Annotated in this window: 18 protein-coding genes, 1 pseudogene and 1 riboswitch; of the genes and pseudogenes, 5 read left to right on the top strand and 14 right to left on the bottom strand. The window is 72.8% G+C overall.

Translation table 11 applies throughout. From position 1 onward, the window contains the following. Positions 1-149: 149 nt before the first annotated feature. From DLJ58_RS11545 to DLJ58_RS11565, 5 genes are all read right to left on the bottom strand, one after another. Positions 150-659: a DUF2269 domain-containing protein gene (locus DLJ58_RS11545; RefSeq protein WP_124855662.1), complete on the bottom strand. Its 510-nt coding sequence runs from the start codon at positions 657-659 to the stop codon at positions 150-152. A 142-nt stretch (positions 660-801) separates the two neighbouring features. Next, positions 802-1866, bottom strand: a complete 1065-nt coding sequence (locus DLJ58_RS11550) for a coiled-coil domain-containing protein (protein ID WP_386995802.1) — start codon at positions 1864-1866, stop codon at positions 802-804. Positions 1867-1871: 5 nt separating this feature from the next. Then, a riboswitch (cyclic di-AMP (ydaO/yuaA leader) is annotated at positions 1872-2003 on the bottom strand. Between the two features lie 145 nt (positions 2004-2148). Further along, positions 2149-3066 (bottom strand): cation diffusion facilitator family transporter, encoded by a 918-nt coding sequence (locus tag DLJ58_RS11555; protein WP_124855664.1) that lies wholly within the window; start codon positions 3064-3066, stop codon positions 2149-2151. Positions 3067-3171: 105 nt separating this feature from the next. Then, positions 3172-5289 (bottom strand): HelD family protein, encoded by a 2118-nt coding sequence (locus tag DLJ58_RS11560; protein WP_124855666.1) that lies wholly within the window; start codon positions 5287-5289, stop codon positions 3172-3174. Between the two features lie 107 nt (positions 5290-5396). Further along, positions 5397-6344: an alpha/beta fold hydrolase gene (locus DLJ58_RS11565; protein ID WP_124855668.1), complete on the bottom strand. Its 948-nt coding sequence runs from the start codon at positions 6342-6344 to the stop codon at positions 5397-5399. Positions 6345-6513: 169 nt separating this feature from the next. Here DLJ58_RS11565 and DLJ58_RS11570 point away from each other — a divergent pair, with 169 nt between their 5' ends. Continuing rightward, entirely contained in the window at positions 6514-7137 is a 624-nt protein-coding gene (locus DLJ58_RS11570) for a carbonic anhydrase (RefSeq protein ID WP_124855670.1), read from the top strand. A 75-nt stretch (positions 7138-7212) separates the two neighbouring features. On the opposite strand, the gene DLJ58_RS11575 is transcribed toward DLJ58_RS11570, so the two are convergent. Then, the gene (locus DLJ58_RS11575; protein WP_030330285.1) at positions 7213-7542 is read right to left on the bottom strand and encodes a hypothetical protein; all 330 of its coding nucleotides are present in this window, start codon (positions 7540-7542) and stop codon (positions 7213-7215) included. Between the two features lie 308 nt (positions 7543-7850). Between DLJ58_RS11575 and DLJ58_RS11580 the strand changes: the two genes are divergently transcribed. Both DLJ58_RS11580 and DLJ58_RS11585 read left to right on the top strand, forming a co-directional pair. Beyond that, positions 7851-8342: a DUF3145 domain-containing protein gene (locus tag DLJ58_RS11580; RefSeq protein WP_091409261.1), complete on the top strand. Its 492-nt coding sequence runs from the start codon at positions 7851-7853 to the stop codon at positions 8340-8342. A gap of 87 nt (positions 8343-8429) precedes the next feature. Beyond that, the gene (locus DLJ58_RS11585) at positions 8430-10163 is read left to right on the top strand and encodes a glycoside hydrolase family 3 protein (RefSeq protein WP_124855672.1); all 1734 of its coding nucleotides are present in this window, start codon (positions 8430-8432) and stop codon (positions 10161-10163) included. A 30-nt stretch (positions 10164-10193) separates the two neighbouring features. Here the strand turns inward: DLJ58_RS11585 and DLJ58_RS11590 are convergent, their stop codons facing one another. Continuing rightward, entirely contained in the window at positions 10194-10868 is a 675-nt protein-coding gene (locus DLJ58_RS11590; protein WP_124855674.1) for a lipoprotein, read from the bottom strand. A 133-nt stretch (positions 10869-11001) separates the two neighbouring features. Here DLJ58_RS11590 and DLJ58_RS11595 point away from each other — a divergent pair, with 133 nt between their 5' ends. Continuing rightward, entirely contained in the window at positions 11002-11220 is a 219-nt protein-coding gene (locus DLJ58_RS11595; protein ID WP_124855676.1) for a hypothetical protein, read from the top strand. A 50-nt stretch (positions 11221-11270) separates the two neighbouring features. On the opposite strand, the gene fabF is transcribed toward DLJ58_RS11595, so the two are convergent. From fabF to DLJ58_RS34870, 6 genes and pseudogenes are all read right to left on the bottom strand, one after another. Next, on the bottom strand, positions 11271-12497 hold the full coding sequence (fabF, locus tag DLJ58_RS11600; protein ID WP_124855678.1) for a beta-ketoacyl-ACP synthase II: 1227 nt from the start codon (positions 12495-12497) through the stop codon (positions 11271-11273). A 2-nt stretch (positions 12498-12499) separates the two neighbouring features. Next, positions 12500-12739, bottom strand: coding sequence for an acyl carrier protein (locus tag DLJ58_RS11605; protein ID WP_030330276.1), 240 nt, complete (start codon positions 12737-12739; stop codon positions 12500-12502). A gap of 84 nt (positions 12740-12823) precedes the next feature. Further along, entirely contained in the window at positions 12824-13768 is a 945-nt protein-coding gene (locus DLJ58_RS11610; RefSeq protein ID WP_091409280.1) for a beta-ketoacyl-ACP synthase III, read from the bottom strand. 5 nt (positions 13769-13773) lie between these two features. Further along, positions 13774-14691, bottom strand: a pseudogene (locus DLJ58_RS11615) (ACP S-malonyltransferase); the annotation flags it as partial. Positions 14692-14769: 78 nt separating this feature from the next. Continuing rightward, complete coding sequence (locus tag DLJ58_RS11620) at positions 14770-16071, bottom strand: PucR family transcriptional regulator (RefSeq protein ID WP_279635861.1); 1302 nt, start codon at positions 16069-16071, stop codon at positions 14770-14772. A gap of 48 nt (positions 16072-16119) precedes the next feature. Continuing rightward, entirely contained in the window at positions 16120-17694 is a 1575-nt protein-coding gene (locus DLJ58_RS34870) for a helix-turn-helix transcriptional regulator (RefSeq protein WP_124855684.1), read from the bottom strand. A gap of 315 nt (positions 17695-18009) precedes the next feature. Here DLJ58_RS34870 and DLJ58_RS11630 point away from each other — a divergent pair, with 315 nt between their 5' ends. Beyond that, positions 18010-18321 carry a hypothetical protein gene (locus DLJ58_RS11630; RefSeq protein WP_124855686.1) on the top strand — a complete coding sequence of 104 codons (312 nt, stop codon included), beginning with the start codon at positions 18010-18012 and terminating at the stop codon, positions 18319-18321. Between the two features lie 40 nt (positions 18322-18361). On the opposite strand, the gene DLJ58_RS11635 is transcribed toward DLJ58_RS11630, so the two are convergent. Next, a complete protein-coding gene (locus tag DLJ58_RS11635) occupies positions 18362-19012 on the bottom strand; it encodes a hypothetical protein (protein WP_112675883.1) in 651 nt (216 codons plus the stop codon). Positions 19013-19140: the final 128 nt, after the last annotated feature.

The following is a 19140-nucleotide window of genomic DNA, read 5'->3' on the forward strand; positions in this document are numbered from 1 at the left end:
TTGCAGTTCCGGCTGTCGATATCAGCGGGATGCCCCATGTGTCGGGACAGTAACTGCAAGATCGCGGGGCAGGGCAAGATCGCGGGGCAGGGCAAGATCGCGCGTCGCGACGGCCTTGACCTGCTCCCTGCGCGCAGCGGGGGCGGCGCCTACTTCGTGGTTGCGGCGCGATCACGGCTTGTTTGGGCGGGGCGGGCGGCGGGACGCCGGCCCCACGGCTTGTAGGTGGACAGCACCGTAGCGATGATCATCAGGCTGGTCGACACCGCCGGCGCGATGACCAGGTCGGCGCGATCCCGGGCGGGCAGGGCGGCACCGACCGCTCCGGCGTGACGCAGGTTCGGGGTGAGCAGGAACAGCACCAGCCCGACCATCACCGTGGTGAGCAGGAGCTTGACCAGCACCCAGCGGTGGCGCAGCAGGCCCCACGGGGTGAGCAGCGAGCTGGCGACTCCGATCAGCCAGACCAGGACGCTCAGCGGCGCGAACAGCATCGTGCCGACCAGGGCCATGACCGGATAGACCACCGCCGGGTCGGCACCTCGCTGCACGGCGATGCCGAGGGTGAGCAGCACCAGGTCGGCGCCGAGCCAGCCCAGCGAGGTGACGAGGTGCAGGGTGAGCAGCGCCTTGCGGGTGCTGGGTCGGATCCGAGGCATACCGCGATGCTGCCCGCGGACCGCGGCCGGGTCGTCCGACGAGCGACGACATCAGGGGTACGCCCGGCGACGTAGCCGGGCCCCGGACGTACGTGATGCCTGTGAGTCATCACGATGACTCACAGGCATCACGACGCGTGGGTCAGTAGACCGACAGGTGTACGTGGTTGGTGTGGTCGCTGGACGGGTCGCCGCCCGCCCCGCTGTACGACTTCCACCCGCTGCTGGGCAGCCAGATCTGCCGGTACCAGATCACGTAGAGCACGGCGAGCCGGTCGGCGTTGCGGATGAAGTACGCGGCCAGGTTGTTGCCGTACGTCTTGTCGCCGCCGGTGGCATCCCCGCCGAAGCCGCCCTTCTGCGCCGCGAAGTCGCAGGCCCGGCCCTTGGGGTGTTCGCCGGAGCCGCTGGGGCGGTGGCACGAGACGTACCGGGTGAACCCCGCGGCCTTGGCCTGGTTGAGCGCGTGCAGGGTGCGGGGGGTGATGCAGCCGCTGGCCGGGGTGGGGTCGTTGACGCTGCACGACTCGGAGGGCCAGGAGCCGTCGGAGTTGCGTGGCGCGGCCGTCGCGTTGGCGCTGGAGGTGCCCCGGTTGGAGCCGGTGTCGGCGGTGGTCTGCGGTTTGGGTGTGGTGGCCACGGTCAGGGCCCGTTCGGCCTGCTCCTTGCGCTTGGCCATCACCGCGACCTGCTTGCGCTGTTCGGTGATCTCGCCGTCCAGGGCGACCCGGGTGCGGTTGGCCTTGTCCTTGCTGTTCAGCAGGTCGCGCAGCACCCGGTCCTCGTTGGCGGCCACCGCGTCCAGCGCGGCCGCCCGGTCCATGAAGCCTTCCGGGGTGTTGCTGTTGAGCAGCGCCGACATCGCGCCGAGCCGGCCGGTGCGGTAGGCCACTTCGGCGATCTCGCCGACCTTGCCGTTGCGCTGCTCGATCTCGACCTCGATGGTCTTCATCTGTGTGGCGAGCTGCTTCTGCCGTTGCACGGAGGTGTCCAGGGCGCGCTTCGCGTCCAGGTAGCCCTTGCTGGCCGCCTCGAGTTGGGCCCGCAACGCCGGGGTGCCGCCCTCCTCGTCGGAGTCGGGTGCGGCGGCCCGCAGGCCGGTCGGGGGAGCGGCCGAGGCGGTGCCGGCCGGAAGCGCGACGCCGAGGGCGAACATCGCGACGATCAGGGCCGCCAGTCGGGCGGCGGGTGGTCGTGCTGGTGCCACTGCGCATGTCCTTCCGTCAGCCGCCGACCGGGTTAGCTGACGGGTTCGGGACGGAAGATCCCTACCGCTGACGCGGATGCACCCCAGGAACATGGTTCCCCGGTTCGCCCGGTTGGGCGATTAGGCGGCGACCGCCACCGGCGCCGGGAGGGCGCCGCCTGGTGGAGGCCGGGACCGAGCCTACCGGTGCCAATGGGACCCCTGCAGCCGATGTGACGGACGGTGCGTGCGTCACCACGGAAAATTACCGCGAAAGTCGAGAAATGCTCCGAAAATCCCCAGTCACCATTCGATGGAGCCACACGCTCCGGGGGCGGCACCGGGCTCGATCTGCAACGTCGCGTGCTCGATGCGGAAGTCGTCGTGCAGGGCGGTACGCGCCGCGGTGAGCACCGCGCCGACCTCCGCGCCGGGTGCCATGGTCAGGTGAGCGGAGGCCACCTCCATGCCCGAGGTGAGCGTCCAGACGTGCAGGTCGTGCACCTCGACGACACCGGGGACGGCGGCGAGCCGGTCGTGCACGGCCGTCACCTGGAGGTGCTCCGGGGCGGCCTGCACCAGGATGCGGATGGCGGCGCGGGCCAGCCGCCAGGTGCGGGGCAGGATGAACACGCCGATGGCGACCGCGACCAGGGGGTCGGCCCACCACCAGTCGGTGACGGTGATGAGCAGCGCCGCGCCGATGACGCCGACCGAGCCGAGCAGGTCACCGAGCACCTCCAGGTAGGCGCCCTGGAGGTTGATGCTCTCCCGGGCTCCGGCGCGCAGCAGCGCGAAGGCGGCGATGTTCGCGAGCAGGCCGAGTACGGCCACCACGAGCATCGGGCCGGCGACGACCTGGTGCGGGTCGCCGAAACGGCGGATCGCCTCGATCACCACGTAGATGGCGACGCCGGAGAGTAGGAGGGCGTTGGCCAGCGCGGCGAGCACCTCGAGCCGGTAGAGCCCGAAGGTGCGCTGCGGGTCGCCGGTGGCCCGCCGGGTCGCCGTGATGGCGGCGAGCGCCATCCCGATGCCGAGCACGTCGGTGAACATGTGCCCGGCGTCGGAGAGCAGGGCTAGCGAGCCGGTGTGCAGGGCGGCCACGGCCTCGACCACCATCAGGGTGGCGAGCAACCCGAAAGCCGCCCAGAGTCGACCTCGGTGCTGGTGTGCGGCATTGGCGACGGACCCATGGTGGTGGTCATGACCTGCGCCCACGAGAACCACCTTCCGCCGCTGGTCGGGACCCGGTCAAATGTATGCTCACATCGCTATGTGTGCAAGTGTGCGGCCGGGCCTTCCACTGGCGGCAGTCCGCACACGTCAGCCGGTCGGGTCGATGGTGGTGAGCCGCTGGGTGGCCCGGGAGAGCGCCACGTACAGGGTGCGCACCCCGGCGCCCGGATCCGCCCGGATCTCGCTCGGGGCGACCAGCACCACCCCGTCGTACTCCATGCCCTTGGCCTCCAGGCTGGTCACCACCTGCAACCTGGGCGCGCCGAGCGCGCCCAGCCAACCGGCGACCTCGTCCCGGCGGGGGACCGGCGTGATCACCCCGACCGTGCCCTCCACCTCGGCCAGCAGACCGGCGGCGGCCTCCACGGTCGCGGTCTCCAACCCCGTCGCGGGCACCACCAGCTCCACCGGCTCGACCCCGGTGGAGCGAACGGCGGTCGGCAGCGGCAGGTCCGGGTAGAGCCGACGGATCTCCGCCGCCGCCACCGCGAAGATCTCCGCCGAGTTGCGGTAGTTGGTGGTGAGCGTGAAGTCGTGTCGCTTGCGCCGGCCCAACGCCTGGTCGCGGGCTCGGGTCAGCTCCTCCGGATCGCCGGTCCACGCGGTCTGCGCGGGGTCACCCACCACGGTCCAGGAGGCCAGTCGGCCGCGTCGACCGATCATCCGCCACTGCATCGGCGAGACGTCCTGTGCCTCGTCCACCACCACGTGCGCGTACTCCCGGTAGTCCTCCGGACGCTCCCGGGCCGCCGCGCGGGCGGCCCGCTGCCGTTCACCGAGGGTGCTCAGCTCACGGACGCCGCCGGCGAGCTGGAACGGATCGCGTCGCGCGCGGGCCGGCTGCGCGGGCTTACCGAGCAGCGCGTCCAACTCATCCAGCAGCGCCACGTCGGCGATGGTCAGCCCGGCCGAGTCCAGGTTCCGGTACGCGGCGTTGAGCAGCCGGATCTCCGCCGAGGAGAGGATCCCCCCGGCGTACCGGCGCAGCCGGTCCGGCTCCGCCAACCAGCCGAGCACGTGCCGGGGGTGCAGCCGAGGCCACCACGCCTTGAGGAACTCCCGGAACTCCGACCGCTCGGCGATCTCCGCCTCGAAGGCCGGTTGCTCCGGCAGCCGGCCGCTGCTCAGCTCACGGGCCTGCGCCCAGAGCGCGGCGAACACCCCGTCGAAACCGGCCCGACGCACCTCGTTGCGTCGTGCGCCGCGTTGCAGCGCGCGGTCCCGGATCCGGTCCAGCGCGGCCCGGTCCAACCGCAGTAGCGTGCCCCGGTAGAGCAGCCGCAACTCACCCGGGCCGCCCGGCACCGCGTCGCGGGCCGCCCGCTCCAGCACCCGGCGCATCCGCAGCGAGCCCTTCACCGCCGCAACCTCCGGCGGGTCGGGGCGGGTGGCGGTCATTCCCGGGAAGAGGGTGCCCAGCGAGTGCAGGGTCGCGGTGTCCTCACCGAGCGACGGCAGCACGGAGCCGATGTACTCGACGAAGACCGACGACGGGCCGACCACGAGGATGCCGCCGCCGGCGTAGCGGCTGCGGTCGGAGTACAGCAGGAACGCGGCCCGGTGCAGGGCGACAGCGGTCTTGCCGGTGCCGGGGCCGCCCGCGACGATCGTCACCCCGGAGCCGGGCGAGCGGATCGCCTCGTCCTGCTCCCGCTGGATGGTCGCCACGATGTCACGCATGCCCCGGCCGGTGGCCTTGGACAGGGTCGCCAGCAACGCGCCGTCACCGACGACGGTCATCCCCTCCGGGGCGGCCGTCGGGTCCAGCAGGTCGTCCTCGATCCGGGTGACCCGCTCGGCGCGGGACTGGATGGTGCGCCGCCGCACCACGTCCAGCGGCTGCGCCGGGGTGGCCTGGTAGAAGGCGGCGGCGGCCGGCGCGCGCCAGTCGACGACAAGCGTGACGGCGTTCTCGTCGCGGATCCCCAGTCGCCCGACGTGCAGCACCTGACGGTCGCGCAGGTCCAGGCGGCCGAAGACCAGCCCCTCGTGCTCGGCGTCCAGGGTGTGCCGCCGCTGCGCCGCGTGGAAGACCATCGCGTCGCGCTCGACCAGGGCGCCGTGCGTGCCCACCCGGGCCATCCGGTAGCCGTCACGCTCGGCGCGGACGGCCGACCGCCGCAGCTCGGCCAGTCGGGCGTACACCCGGTCGAGGTGTCGTTGCTCGACGGCGATCTCCTGCTCCAGGCCGGACTGGTCGGTCAACGCACGCTCCTTCAGAGGTCGCCGGCAGGCGGCGGGAACCGCGCGGGCCAACCGAGAAGAGTACGGCCCCGGAGTCGACCCGCCGCGCCCGAGGTGCGCGAACGTGCTCAGGCAGGCGTCTCGGCGGGCGACGCGCCACGGTGAGCCGGCGGCGATTCGGCGAGCACCCGCCGGACCACGCCGGTGAGCGCGGCGTTGACCTCGTCCGGACGTTCCATCATCAGCATGTGCCCGGCACCCGGGCAGACGGTCAGCTCGGTCGCCGGCAGAGCCGCCGCGATCGACTCGGCGCACGGCGGCGGGGTCAGCCGGTCCCGGTCGCCGACCAGGGCGGCGGCCGGCAGGTGGGCCAACGCGGTGAGGGTGTCCAGTCGGTGCTGGGTGCCGATGGAGGCGCGGAACCCGCCGATCGAGCGCAGCGAGGCCCGAGCCACCGCCGACGTCACCAGGCGGATGTCGGCCGGATCGCAGCGGTCACCGAAGAGCATCCACCGGATGCTCGGTTGCAGCGCGTTCAGCAGTGCCCGGGGCGCGCGCCACGAGCCACACCGCGCCAGCACGCCGGCGCCGGTCGTCTCGGCCAGCCGGATCAACCGGGCGATCCGCGGCGAGAGCCCGTAGACGGTGTGCGTGTGCCCCTCGGCGGTGGTCGAGACAAAAACCAGGCCGGCGGTACGGGCGGCGAAGTGCGCGGGGTGGCGGTGGGCGTACTCCATGATCGTCATGCCGCCCATCGAGTGCCCGACCAGCACCACCGGGCCGGTCGGCGCGACCGCGTCGATCACCGCGGCCAGGTCGTCACCCAACTGGGCCAGGGTGGCCGTGGGCAGCGCCATGCAACTGGACCGGCCGTGCCCCCGCGCGTCGTAGGCGACCACCCGCACCGCACCGCCGAACGGCGGTGCCGTGAGCGCGTCGACCTGCCGGTGCCAGGCACGCCCGTCCAGCGTCCAGCCGTGCAGCAGGATGGCGGTGACCTCGGCGTCCGTCGGACCCGTCGCCTCGACGTTGAGCCGTACACCGTCCGGCAGACCGACCTCGAACCGCTCCGGCATCGCCGCCTCCCCAGGGCCGCCCAGTACCACCAGCACCGGGATACCCGGCGGTAACACCGGCTACCCGCCATGACACCACGCCAATCACGCCGTGGCGAACATTCCCGACCTCGCCCGTGCCCGACGGCGGCGGGCCAAGCTGAACGGCATGGGGTCGTCGGGAGCGCCCATGGGTGCGACGTCGGGGCCGGGGCGGCAGGCCGGCGGTACGCCCCGCGCCGCGCTGGCCGCCCTGCTCGCCGGCAATCGGCGGTTCGTCAGCGGCCAGCCGGTGCACGGACACGACGTCACGGCCGCCGCCGCGGCCTCCGGCGACCAGCAGCCGTACGCCGTGGTGCTGGGCTGCATCGACTCCCGGGTGCCGCTGGAGGCCATCTTCGACCAGACCTTCGGCGCGATCTGCGTGATCCGTACCGGGGGGCACGTGCTCGATCGCGCGGTCTGCGGCTCGATCGAGTACGTGGTCGGCCAGCTCGGCGTACCGCTGGTGATGGTCCTCGGCCACGAGCGGTGCGGTGCGGTGCAGGCCACGGTGGAGGCGCTGCGCACCGGGCAGCGTCCCGGCGGGTCGCTGGCGCACCTGGTGGACGAGATCGCTCCGGCGGTCACCGAGGCGGGGCTGGACGACCCGGCGGTGCAGCCGCTGGCGATCCGCCGGCACGTCCGGCGTACGGTGCGCACCCTGCGCGAGGACGATCTCCTGGCCGGACCGGTGGCGGCCGGCCGGGTGGCCGTGGTCGGCGGCCTCTACGACCTGGCCAGCGGCGAGGTCGCGCTGCTCGATCCAGGCTGACCCGCCCCGGGCACGCGAAAACCGCCCGCCGGGAACTCCCGGCGGGCGGTTTCGTTGGTGCGGTGGGGGAGGGGCTCAGCCCTCGAAGACGCCGGCCGCGACCAGGCGCTTCTCGGTGGCCTCCCAGCCGTCACCCGGGTGGGTGGCAGCCAGGTTGTTGATCTCCGCCCGGATCTTGGCGGCGTGGCCGGCGGCGGCCAGAACGCGGATCTCCTCGACGAAGGCGTCGGAGTCCGTGCGCAGGTGCGCGGTCTTGCCGTTGGTCAGGTTCCGCACGTAGGCGTGCTTGCCGCCGTTGAGCGGGATGAGGTACTTGAACTCGCCCAGCACGCTGAGGGCGCCACCCTGGCCAGCCTGGCCGGCCCGGACGGACGCGCGCGCGGTCTTAGAGGTGTTGCTCGCCACGGAGGTACTCCTTGCAAGACGTACGGGAGGACTGGACGTCCGGGGGCTGTGTGCGGGTCGTACGTGACTCGACCCGCGAAGGTGTAACGCGGCATAAGCCGCCGGTGGAACTGTACAGGACCACGACATCATGCTGGTCGTCGCGGTGTCCTGAGAGGCAACGGCGACCACCCGTCCGGCTATTCCACCCGGCGTTTTTTCCGATTCCCTGGCGCATCACGCGTCACAGGAGTCATCATGTGTTGCAGCAGCCACCTGGGTGGACGAGGTCGTAGGGGAAGACGCACCTCGCTCTCCGGGAGGTCACCGTGCCAACGCGTGGCGTCGTATACGTCCATTCGACCCCGCTCGCCGTGTGCTCACACGTCGAGTGGGCGATCGCGCGCGTCCTAGCCGCGCCGGTCAACCTGCAGTGGACGGCTCAGCCCGTCGACCCCGGCGCACGCCGGGCCGAGTGCGGGTGGACCGGTCGTCCGGGGACGGGCGCCGAGCTGGCTGCTGCCCTACGGCAGTGGCCCATGATCCGTTTCGAGGTCACCGAGGAGCCGAGTCCAGGTGCCGACGGTGAGCGCTTCATGTACGTGCCAGCCCGTGGCCTGTTCCGGGCAACGGTCGGCGTGGCCGGCGACATCCAGCTCGGCGAGGACCGCCTTCGGGCGCTGATGGCGGCCTCCCGGGCCCCCGAGGCGCTGGCGCACGCCCTCGACAAGGCGCTCGGCACGGCGTGGGACGCTGACCTGGAGCCCTACCGGTACGCCGGGGACGGCGCCCCGGTGACCTTGCTCACTCGGGTCGGCTGACCCGGCCGGCGGGCCGCTGGCCGTACGCCGTCGCGCCGGTGACGACCGGTAAGGTCAAGTTGCCCCGATAAGGGAGAAGCTGGTGGGATGGGCGACGTGTCGAATCGCCCGTGGCGCGCCAGTGTCGCTGTCGCCGCCCTGACCGCCCTGCTCGTCTCCGGCTGCTCAGGTGACCCGGAGCGCCCCACGCCGACGCCCAGCCCGGTCGGTACGTCCGCGGGCCCGAGCGTCCCGGCCGCGCCGCCGGCCAGCGACCCCGCCAGCCGCGCCGCCGCGCTGGTGGCGACGCTGTCCGACGAGGACCTGGTCGGCCAGGTGCTGATGCCGTACGCCTACGGCGACTCGGCGACGAAGGTCTCCGCCGGCTCGGCGGCCGGTAACCAGGCCCTCGCCGGGGTGGACACCCCCGCCGACATGATCGCCAAGTACCGACTGGGTGGCCTGATCCTGGTCGGCTTCAGCGCCGACGACCCGACCAAGGGCAACCAGGAGACCACGAACGTCGACAACCCCAAGCAGGTGCACGAGCTCACCACCGGGCTGCGCACCGCCGCAGGTCGGCTCGCCGCCGGTTCGGCGCCGCTGCTCATCGGCACCGACCAGGAGTACGGCGTCGTCACCCGCGTGACCGACGGGGTCACCGTGCTGCCCAGCGCCCTCGCCGCTGGCGCCGCCGGTGACCCGAAGCTCACCGAGGCCGCCTGGCGGGCCGCCGGCGCCGAGCTGGCCGCGATGGGCATCAACATCGACTTCGCCCCGGTGGCGGACGTGCTGGCCACCCGCAGCACCGTGATCGGCTCCCGGTCGTACGGCGCCGACCCGAAGCAGGCCGCCGCGCAGGTCGGCGGCGCGGTCCGTGGCCTCCAGGCGGTCGGGGTCGCGGCCACCCTGAAGCACTTCCCCGGGCACGGCCACAGCGCCGACGACTCGCACCAGGACCTGCCGGTGCTCACCCAGTCCGCCGCGGCGTTGCAGAGCGGCGCGTGGCCGCCGTTCACCGCCGGGATGGACGCTGGCGCGATGGCCGTGATGTCCGGTCACCTGGATGCGCGCGCGATCGACCCGGGGACCCCGGCGACGTTCTCGCACAAGCTGCTCACCGACGTGCTGCGCGGCCAACTCGGCTTCAAGGGCGTGGTGATCACCGACGGGATGAACATGCCGCCCGCGAAGCGCTGGGCTCCCGGCGAGGCGGCGGTCCGGGCGCTCAACGCCGGTAACGACCTCATCCTGATGACCCCGAACGTTGGTCAGGCGTACGACGGGCTGCTCGCCGCACTGCGCGGCGGATCGCTGCCCCGGACCCGACTGGTCGAGGCGGTCACCCGGGTGCTGACCATGAAGTTCCGGCTCGCGGAGCTGCCGGCGGCGCAGATGTCCACCCTCAACACCCCGGAGCACCGGGCGGCGGCCGACGCGCTGGCCGCCGCCGCCGTCACGGTGCTGAGGGGCGCCTGTGGCGGAGCGGTACGCGGGCCGGTCACCGTCACCACGTCCGGCGGTCGGGACGGCACCCGGGCCACCCTCACCGCCGCGCTGACCGCCGCCGGGGTGCAGGTCAAGCCCAGCGGCGGCACGATCGTGCACCTGGTGGGCTACGGAGACGGCGGCAAGGACCTGAGCCCCGACGCGGCGGTCACGGTCGCCATGGACACCCCGTACGTGCTGGCCGACGCGAAGTCACCGACGCTGCTGGCGACGTACTCCTCCAGCCGGGCGTCGATGACCGCCCTGGCCGCCGTGCTCGCCGGCAAGGCCCGGCCGGGCGGCCGGTCCCCGGTGGCCGTTCCCGGACTGCCCGCGACGACCTGCGGTACCTGACCGTCCGGCACGGCCAGGTCAGCGCCCACCTCACTCGCCCTTGGCGAGCCCTCGCACCGCGAGTCGGTACGCCGGCAGCACGTCGGTCCGTTCGGTGATCAGCCCCTCGTTGACCGCGAAGACGAGCGTCTGCCCCGCCGACTGGACGGCCAGCGCCCAGTTTCGCGACTCATCCTCGTCCTCGACCAGCGGGTTGGTGGCGAGCCAGGTCATCTCGGTGGCGTCGAAGCCGCCGGCGCGGAGGTCGCGGAACTGTTGGCCGGCGACCGTCTCGCCGGCCCCGGCGGCGAAACTCTCCAGCGCGGCGCGCGGCGTGACCGTCGGCGAGTCCGCCGCCCAGATCCGCAGGAATCCGCCGCCGGCCGGCCGTCCGTCCACCTCACAGCGCACGGTGGTGCCGCCGCGCTTGGTGAGCGCCTCGCCGAGCAGCTCGGCCAGCTCGCCCTTGGGCGGCTCGATCGCCTTGGCCGTCCACCCTTCGGCCAGCGGAAACGTCACAGGTACCGGGCAGGGGGAACTCGCGCCGCCGGTGGTGCCGCTGGGCGACGCGGGGGCCAGCTCGTCGTACCAGGGTTCGCCAGTGGCCTGTGGGGCCGGGGCGCCGGCCGCGGGCCCGGCGGGAGCGGCGTCGTCGTCGCCGCAGCCGGTCAGCAGGCCGAGGGTGAGCGCCGCCGCCGACACGGCGACGCGGGTACGAGTGTCCATGGTGGTGATCCCCGTCAGTCGATCTTCAGTCGGCCCATCTAAGCCGTGCGGTCTCCCGACGTCAATCGGGATCGCTGCATCCCTGATCGAAATCGGGTCGCCCTGCCTCCGGTCGGTCTGACAACCTCGCCCCATGGGAGCGGCAGCAGGATTCCGGCACATGCAACGGGCGGACGGCACCGTGGTGATCACCCACCACGGCCGGGTCGCCGGCACACTGCGCGGCGCTCGGGCCGCGGAGTTCCTCGCCGAGGTCGACGACGACCCGCAGTTGGTGATGGCCCGCTGGACGGGCAACTACCGCCACGGCAACGAGCGCACCGCGAAACAGCACCCCCGCAACCGAGGCTGAACGACGAAAGGGCCCCTCCTCTCGACGAGGAGGGGCCCTTTCGCGGGATCTCAGGGACGGGCGAAGACGAGCGCCACGTTGTGGCCGCCGAAGCCGAACGCGTTGTTCAACGCGGCCGGGATCTCCATGTGGCGGGCCTTGTGCGCGGCGACATCCAGGGTGAGGCCTGGCTCCGGGTCGTCGAGGTTGATCGTCGGAGGAACGACACTGTCGCGGATCGCCAGGATGGTGGCGATCGACTCCAGCGCACCGGCCGCACCGAGCAGGTGACCGGTCATCGACTTCGTCGCGGACAGCACCGGGTGGTCGCCGAGCGCCTTGTGCAGCCCGCCGATCTCCAACATGTCCCCGACCGGGGTCGAGGTGGCGTGCGCGTTGACGTGCACGATGTCCCGCTTGGCCACGTCCGCGTCCGCGATCGCCTTGGCGATGGCCCGGATGGCGCCCTCGCCCTCGGCGTGCGGCTGCACGATGTCGTACGCGTCGGAGGTGATGCCGGCGCCGGCGAGGCGCGCGTACACCCGGGCGCCCCGCGCCGCGGCGTGCTCGGCCCGCTCCAGCACCACGATGCCGGCGCCCTCGCCGAGGACGAAGCCGTCCCGGCCCCGGTCCCACGGGCGGGAGGCCCGCTCCGGGTCGTCGTTGCGGGTCGACATGGCCCGCATCGAGCTGAAGCCGGCGATCGGCAGCGGGTGGATGACCGCCTCGGTGCCGCCGGCCACCACCACGTCGGCCCGGCCGGAGCGGATGATGTCCAGGCCGAGGGCGATCGCCTCGGCGCCGGTGGCGCAGGCGCTGGCCACCGAGTGCACGCCGGCCTTGGCGCCCAGCTCCAGCCCGACCCAGGCGGCCGGACCGTTCGGCATCAGCATCGGGATGGTGTGCGGGGACACCCGCCGTGGCCCGGACGCCTCCAGGATGTCGTCCTGGGCGAGCAGGGTGGTGGCACCGCCGATGCCGGAGCCGACGCTGACGGCCAACCGCTCACCGTCGAGGTCGGAGCCGGCGAGGCCGGCGTCCGCCCAGGCCTGCTGCGCCGCGATGATCGCGATCGCCTCGGAACGGTCCAGGCGGCGCAGGCGGACCCGGTCCAGCACCTCGGACGGCTCCACGGCCAACTGGGCGGCGATGCGGACCGGCAGTTGCTCGGCCCACTCCTGGGTGAGGGCACTCACCCCGGAGCGGCCGGCGAGCATTGCGTCCCAGGTCGACGCGACGTCCCCGCCAAGCGGGGTCGTCGCGCCGAGCCCGGTGACGACGACGTCAGGACGACTCATGATCAGGACTGCGCCGCGATGTAGCTGACAGCGTCGCCGACGGTCTTGAGGTTCTGCACCTCGTTGTCCGGGATCTTGACGCCGAACTTCTCCTCGGCCGCGACCACGACCTCAACCATCGAGAGCGAGTCGACGTCGAGGTCGTCGGTGAAGGACTTCCCCTCGGCCACGTCGTCCGGGTTCACCCCGGCAACCTCTTCGAGGATCTCGGCGAGGCCGGTGGTGATCTCGTCACGGGTCATTGCGGTTGGTTCCTTTCATCGGGGTTCTCCGGCGGCCGGCGTCGCCGACCGCCACTCCTGGACGCGTACGCGCCGAGGGGGTCATCAGGGGCAGCGGACGACCTGACCGGCGTAGGTCAGGCCACCGCCGAAGCCGAACAGCAGCACCGGTGCGCCCGAGGGCACCTCCCGGCGCTCGACCAGCTTGGACAGGGCCAGCGGCACGCTCGCCGCGGAGGTGTTGCCGGACTCGACGATGTCCTTCGCGATGATCGCGTCGGGGATGTTGAGCCGCTTGGCGATGCCGTCGATGATCCGGGCGTTGGCCTGGTGCGGAACGAACGCGGCCAGCTCCGACGGGTCGACCCCGGCCCGCTCGCAGGCCTGGAGCGCGAGTGGCGCGATCGCGGTGGTGGCCCAGCGGAACACCGCCTGACCCTCCTGCTGGATGTACGGGCGCCAACCCTCGATGCGGACCGCGTCGCTCTTGTCCGGCACCGAACCCCAGACGACCGGGCCGATGCCGGTCGGCTCGTCGTCGGCGGTGGCGGAGACCACTGCGGCCCCGGCCCCGTCCGCGAAGATGATGCAGGTGGAGCGGTCGGTCCAGTCGGTGAAGTCGGACAGCTTCTCCGCGCCGATGACGATCGCGTTGCGCGACGCCCCGGCCCGGATGGCGTGGTCGACGGTGCCCAGCGCGTACGCGAAGCCCGAGCAGGCGGTGTTGAGGTCGAACGCGCCCGGCGCGGTGATGCCCAGCTTGGCGGCGACCCGGCAGGCCACGTTGGGGCTACGGTCGATGGAGGAGCAGGTGGCGACCACGACCAGGTCGATGTCGGCGGCGGTCAGGCCCGAGTTGGCCAGCGCCTTGCCGGCGGCCGCGGCGGCCATGTCGGCGACCGTCTCACTGTCGGCGATCCGCCGGCTGACGATGCCGACGCGGTCGCGGATCCACTCGTCGTTGGTGTCGACGAGCTGGGCGATGTCGTCGTTGGTCACCACCCGGGAGGGCTGGTAGTGCCCCATCGAGACGATGCGACTGCCAGTCATGAACGACCTCCGATACGGGCGATCAGGTCCCGTGCGGCCGGCAGGTCGTCCGGGGTGTTGAGGGTGACGATCTCCGGGGCGCCGTCGCCCTTGAGTTCCCGCTTGACCAGGCCGGCGAGGGTGCCGGCCGGGGGTAGCTCGATCACGCCGGTGACCCCGAGGTCGGCCAGCGTGCGCATGCACAGGTCCCAGCGCACCGGCGCGGTGACCTGACGAACGAGGCGCTGCACCATGGCCGCGCCGTTGTCGACGGCGGTGCCGTCGAGGTTCGAGAGCAGGGTCCGGGCCGGGTCGGCGGGGGTGATCCCGGCGGCCTCCGCGGCGAGCGCGGTCTCGGCCGGAGCCATGTACGGCGTGTGGAAGGCGCCGGCCACCTGGAGTCGGATGATCCGGGTCCGGGCGGGCGGCGCGGCGGCGAGCTTGTCGAGCCCGTCCAGGGCGCCCGCGGCGACGATCTGCCCGGCGCCGTTGCGGTTGGCCGGGTAGAGCCCGTTCGCCTCGATCGCGGCGATCACCTCGTCGGGGTCGCCGCCGAGCACCGCGGCCATTCCGGTCGGCTCCAGCGCGCACGCGGCGGCCATCTCCCGGCCGCGGACGCCGGCCAGGGTGATCGCTGCGTCGGCCGACAGCACACCGGCCAGGGCGGCGGCACCCAACTCGCCGACGCTGTGGCCGGCGGTGAGTGCGACGCCGTCCAGCGGCAGGTGCTCGGCCGCGAGCAACGCCGCGGCGACCAGCAACGGCTGGGTGCGGGCGGTGTCCTTGATCTCGTCGGCGTCGGCGTCGGTGCCCAGGTGCAGCAGGTCGACCCCGGCCAACGCCGACCAGTCGCGCAGTCGCGCCTCAGTGCCGGGCAGGTCGAGCCAGGGGGTCAGGAAGCCGGGTTTCTGAGAACCCTGGCCGGGACTAAGTACGGCGAGCACGTCTATGACTCTCCCGGATAAAGGCGGGTAACGCGGTGCCGCCTACGACCAAACCACACTAGGACCTTTAGAGGTTTCCTACAAAGATCGGCGGGGATCATCCTCGGTTTGTGCGGATTTCCGGGTAGCCGGGGTCATTGTCTGAGTCGGGACCTGCGAGGCCAGCGGGGCGACCGGATCCAACCGACCCACGGTCAGCGCGACCTGAAGGGCGAACGCGTCTCGCGGCGACAGTGGCGAGAAACCGGTCACCTCGGCGATCCGGCGCAACCGGTAGCGCACCGTGTTCGGGTGCACGAATAGTGCCCGTGCCGCGCTCTCCAGCGTGCCACCGGCGGCCAGGAAGGCGTCCAGGGTCGCCAGCAGTTCCCCACCGGCGCGCACCAGCGTCGCGTACACATCGTGACGCAGCCGCCGACGGGCCTCCGCGTCGCCGGCGAGGGCCCGCTCCGGCAGCAGGTCCGCGGCCAGCACCGGCCGGGGCGCGCTCGGCCAGGCCGGTGCGGCCCGAAAGCCGGACAGCGCGGCCCGCGCCGACTCGGTCGCCTCGTCGAGGCTCGGTACGGCGGGACCGACCACCACCGGGCCGTCCCCGAACGCGCTCAGCAGCTTCGCCGTGGCGGTCAGCGGGTCAGGTGCGCCGCCCAGCACGATCACCAGCCGGTCGCCGTGCACGCCGCCGATCACCTCCACGCCGATCCGGCGGGCCTGGCGGTAGACCACGTGCAGCACCGCGGAGACCTCGCCGCCGGGCGACCGACCGACAGCCACCGCCACCGGCGGTGCGTCCGCCCAGCCGAGCGCGGCGGCCCGACTGGCCAGGACGTCCGGCGAGTCACCGCGCAACAGCGCGTCGACCAGCAGCGCCTGCAACCGGGCGTCCCAGGCGCCGCGCGACTCGGCGGCCCGCGCGTACACCCGGGCGGCGGAGAACGCGATCTCCCGGGAGAAGCGCAGCACCGCCTCGCGTAGCTGCTGCTCCTCGCCCACGGCGGCCAGGTGCGACACCTGCTCCTCGACCACGTCGATCGTCACCTTGATCAACGCCACGGTCTGCTGGAGGGTGATCGACCGGGCCAGCGCCTGCGGGGCGGCGGCGAAGACCTCGTCCGAGACCTCCTGGGTGCTGTCCGCCGTGCCACCGCCCTCGCGCAGCCACTGCACCAGCGACCTCGCGCCCGCCTGGGCCACCAACATCACCCAGGAACGCTGGTCGGCCGGCAGCGCCCGGAACCAGGGCAGCGTCTCGTCCATCCGGGCCACGCTGGAGGTGGCCAACGCCCCCGCCGATCGTTCGATCCGGCGCAGCGTGGCCGACAGCTCCCCACCGCCCGGCGTGCTCACCGCCCTAGCCTGACACGTCGTGAGCAGGCCAACCACGCCGGCACCGGTCCGCCGACCATCGTCGACGCGCCCAGCGGGCCCGTCTCACGGCTGTGGGGGAGCGGGCAGGCCCACCTCCTGGGCCAGGATCGCGGCCTGCACCCGGCTGCGAAGGTCCAGCTTCGCCAGGATCCGGCTTACATGGGTCTTGGTGGTGCTCTCCGCCAGCACCAGTCGATCAGCGATCTGCTGGTTGGACAGGCCCAAGCCGAGGCAGGCCAGCACGTCACGCTCACGCGGTGTGAGGGTGTCCAGCGCGGCCCGGGCGTCCGCCGACGCGCCCGGCGCGGTGGCCGCGAACGCGGTGATCAGCCGGCGGGTCACAGTGGGCGCGATGAACCCGTCACCCCGCGCCACCGTCCGCACCGCGCTGACCAGGCCGTCGGCGTCGGTGTTCTTGAGCAGGAACCCGGCCGCGCCGGCCCGCAACGCCCCGAAGACGTACTCGTCCAGGTCGAAGGTGGTGAGCACCAGCACGTCGGCGAGCCCGTCGGTGACGATCGCCCGGGTCGCGGAGATCCCGTCCCGGTGCGGCATCCGCACATCCAGCACCGCCACGTCGGGGCGCAGCTCCCGGCACAGGCGCACCGGGTTCTCCACCGTCAGCACCACCTCGGCCGGCCGGTACGCGATCGTCAGCTCCGCCTCCCCCGTACCGTGCTTGAGCGCGTTCGTCAGCGACTCCTGCACGATCCGGTACGCGGCGAGGTCCACCCCCACCGGCAACGCGCCCGGCGTGCCATCGGTCCGGACGCGGACCGCGAGGCCGGCCGCCCGGACCCGGTCGACCAGTCCGTCCGCCTCGGCCAGCCGCGCGGTGACCACCTCGGGGGTGGCCAGGCCGGCGCCGGTTCCGGGCTCGCGCAGCACCTCGATCATCTGACGCATCTCGGCGAGGCCCTGCACACTGCTCTCCCGGATCACCCGCAACGCCGACTCCACCTGACCGCGATCCAACCCGGGCACGGAGAGCACGGCGGTGGCGTGGATGGCCACCGCGCTGAGGTGGTTCGCGACCACGTCGTGCAGCTCCCGGGCCATCCTGGCCCGTTCGGCGCTGACCGCCTGCCGACGATCCAACTCGACCAGCCGGGCGGTCTGCTCGGCCCGCTCCCGCTCGGCGGCGGCCTGGTCGCGGTACTGCCGCACACTGATGCCGGTCAGCACCGGCAGCAGCCCGGCGAGCACCACCAGCACCCCGAGCGCCGCCCCGCGCCACTGGCCGTACGTGAGCACGCCGACGACCACTCCGACCAGGCTCAGCGCCACGGTGATCCGCAGCAACCACCGCCACAGCCGGGGCGGGCCGTACACGCAGGCGTCGTAGAGCACCTGCGTGTAGACCAGGACCGTGCCCAGCGAACTGCCCAGCGCCGTGTCGACCACCAGCGCGCCGGTCCCCACGGCCAGGCTGGCGCGTGGTGCGACCCGCCGTAGGCCGACGGCGACGCAGACAGCCACCAGCGGCGGCAGGAACAACGCCGACGGCACGTCAGCGTCGGGACGGACCTGCGGTTGCCACCCCAGGGCGTGCAGCACCAGACCACCCGCCAGCGACGCGCCGGCAAGCACGAGGTCGCGGCCGAGGGTGCCGGAGTCGAGCCACGGTGGCGCACGCATGCCCCGATCCCACCACAGTCGCCGCCCGCCGAACTCCCACCGGGGGAGGACCTCGACGGCACCGCCATGGGCCGAAAGGGGTACGCGGACCCTTACCGACCGCCAGTACGGTCAGCGGCCGTGACGCGTCGGGTGAACGGCACGAAAAGAAGCTGTGAACTGCGTAACCGGCCCCCGCGCTCAGCGGCGTCTTCGAGGACCGGCCGGTCCGGACCCCGGGTACGCTGCCGCGCGGCCCGTCGGTCCCGGCCAGTACGGTGACAGGGCACCTCGGGGAGAGCACCCGAGGGTGAGGCGAGCGTGAGGAGACCGGGGATGGCGCACGGGGAGGCCGAGCACGGCTGCGCCCAGGGCGAGCCCTGCCGGCCGGGGCACCACGACCCGCAGGCGGCTGGCAAGCATCGCCGGCCGGTCGGCGGCGCACCATCGCACTCGGTGGAGCCACTGCACGGGCGCGTCGACGACGAGCCCGTGCTGCCGCGTCAGCGCTCCGCCGAGCCCGACTCGGACGTTCCCGCTGGTTGCCTCAGCGAACTTCCCGGCTGGGCCGGGGCGCACCGGCACGGCGCGGTCCGGCCGCGGCCGCGGGCCACCCGCCGGGAGCGCCCACCGCGCCGCTGGTGCTGAGCACCGTCGACGCACTCGCTGCATCAGCGAGTGCGTCGGGTCAGCGCGTGCGGCGGCGGATCAGCAGGGCGATCCCGGCGAGGCCGACCGTGATGGTCAGCATCACGCCGACGTTGAGCAGTAGCAGGCGTTGCAGGTCGCCGAGCGCCTCGTCGAGGTCCTTCGCCGGGTCGAGCGTGTCCTCCGGGAGTACGCGCTCGCCGCCGCCCGCGCCGCCACTGACCGTGTCGAACTGTCGCTCCAGCGGCACACCGGCGGTGCGCAGGGTCTCGGACATGCTGAGCCGACCCAGGAACCAGCCGGCGCTGGTCTTGCGGCCGTCCGGCTGCTTCGCCGGCCGGTAGACGCGGGGGCCGCCGATCGCCTTGGGATAGAGGTCGTAGGTCTGCTTCGGCGTCTCGCCGGCGAGCACCACGACCGTGTATTTCGGACCGAGGTTGGCTGCCTTCGGACCGGTCGGCATGCCGGTGCGAGCGAGGAAGTTGACCTGGTCGATGACCGCGCCCACGAGGGCGGGCTCCTTGTCCGCGTGCAACCGCAGCGGCTCGGACAGCCCCGTGCCGGTGATGTCCACTCCGGCGGGTGCCGGCTTCGGCGCCGCCGAGGCCGAGCCGGCGGTGCCAAGCGACAGCAGTGCCACCGCCAGCGTGCCCGCCAACACGGCGGCCAACCGCCTCATGTGTCGGACCATCCCGCCTCCTCGCCCCGTTCGATGGATGGCTTCGTCGTGACGTCTGGACCGATCTGCCGGTGCGGCATCGACCGGATGGTCGCGTCCACTCCTACAGACTCCGCAGAACGTCGATGAGTTGCAGCTTT

It is taken from the genome of Micromonospora arida, from assembly GCF_003857035.1.
Taxonomy (GTDB): Bacteria; Actinomycetota; Actinomycetes; order Mycobacteriales; family Micromonosporaceae; genus Micromonospora; species Micromonospora arida.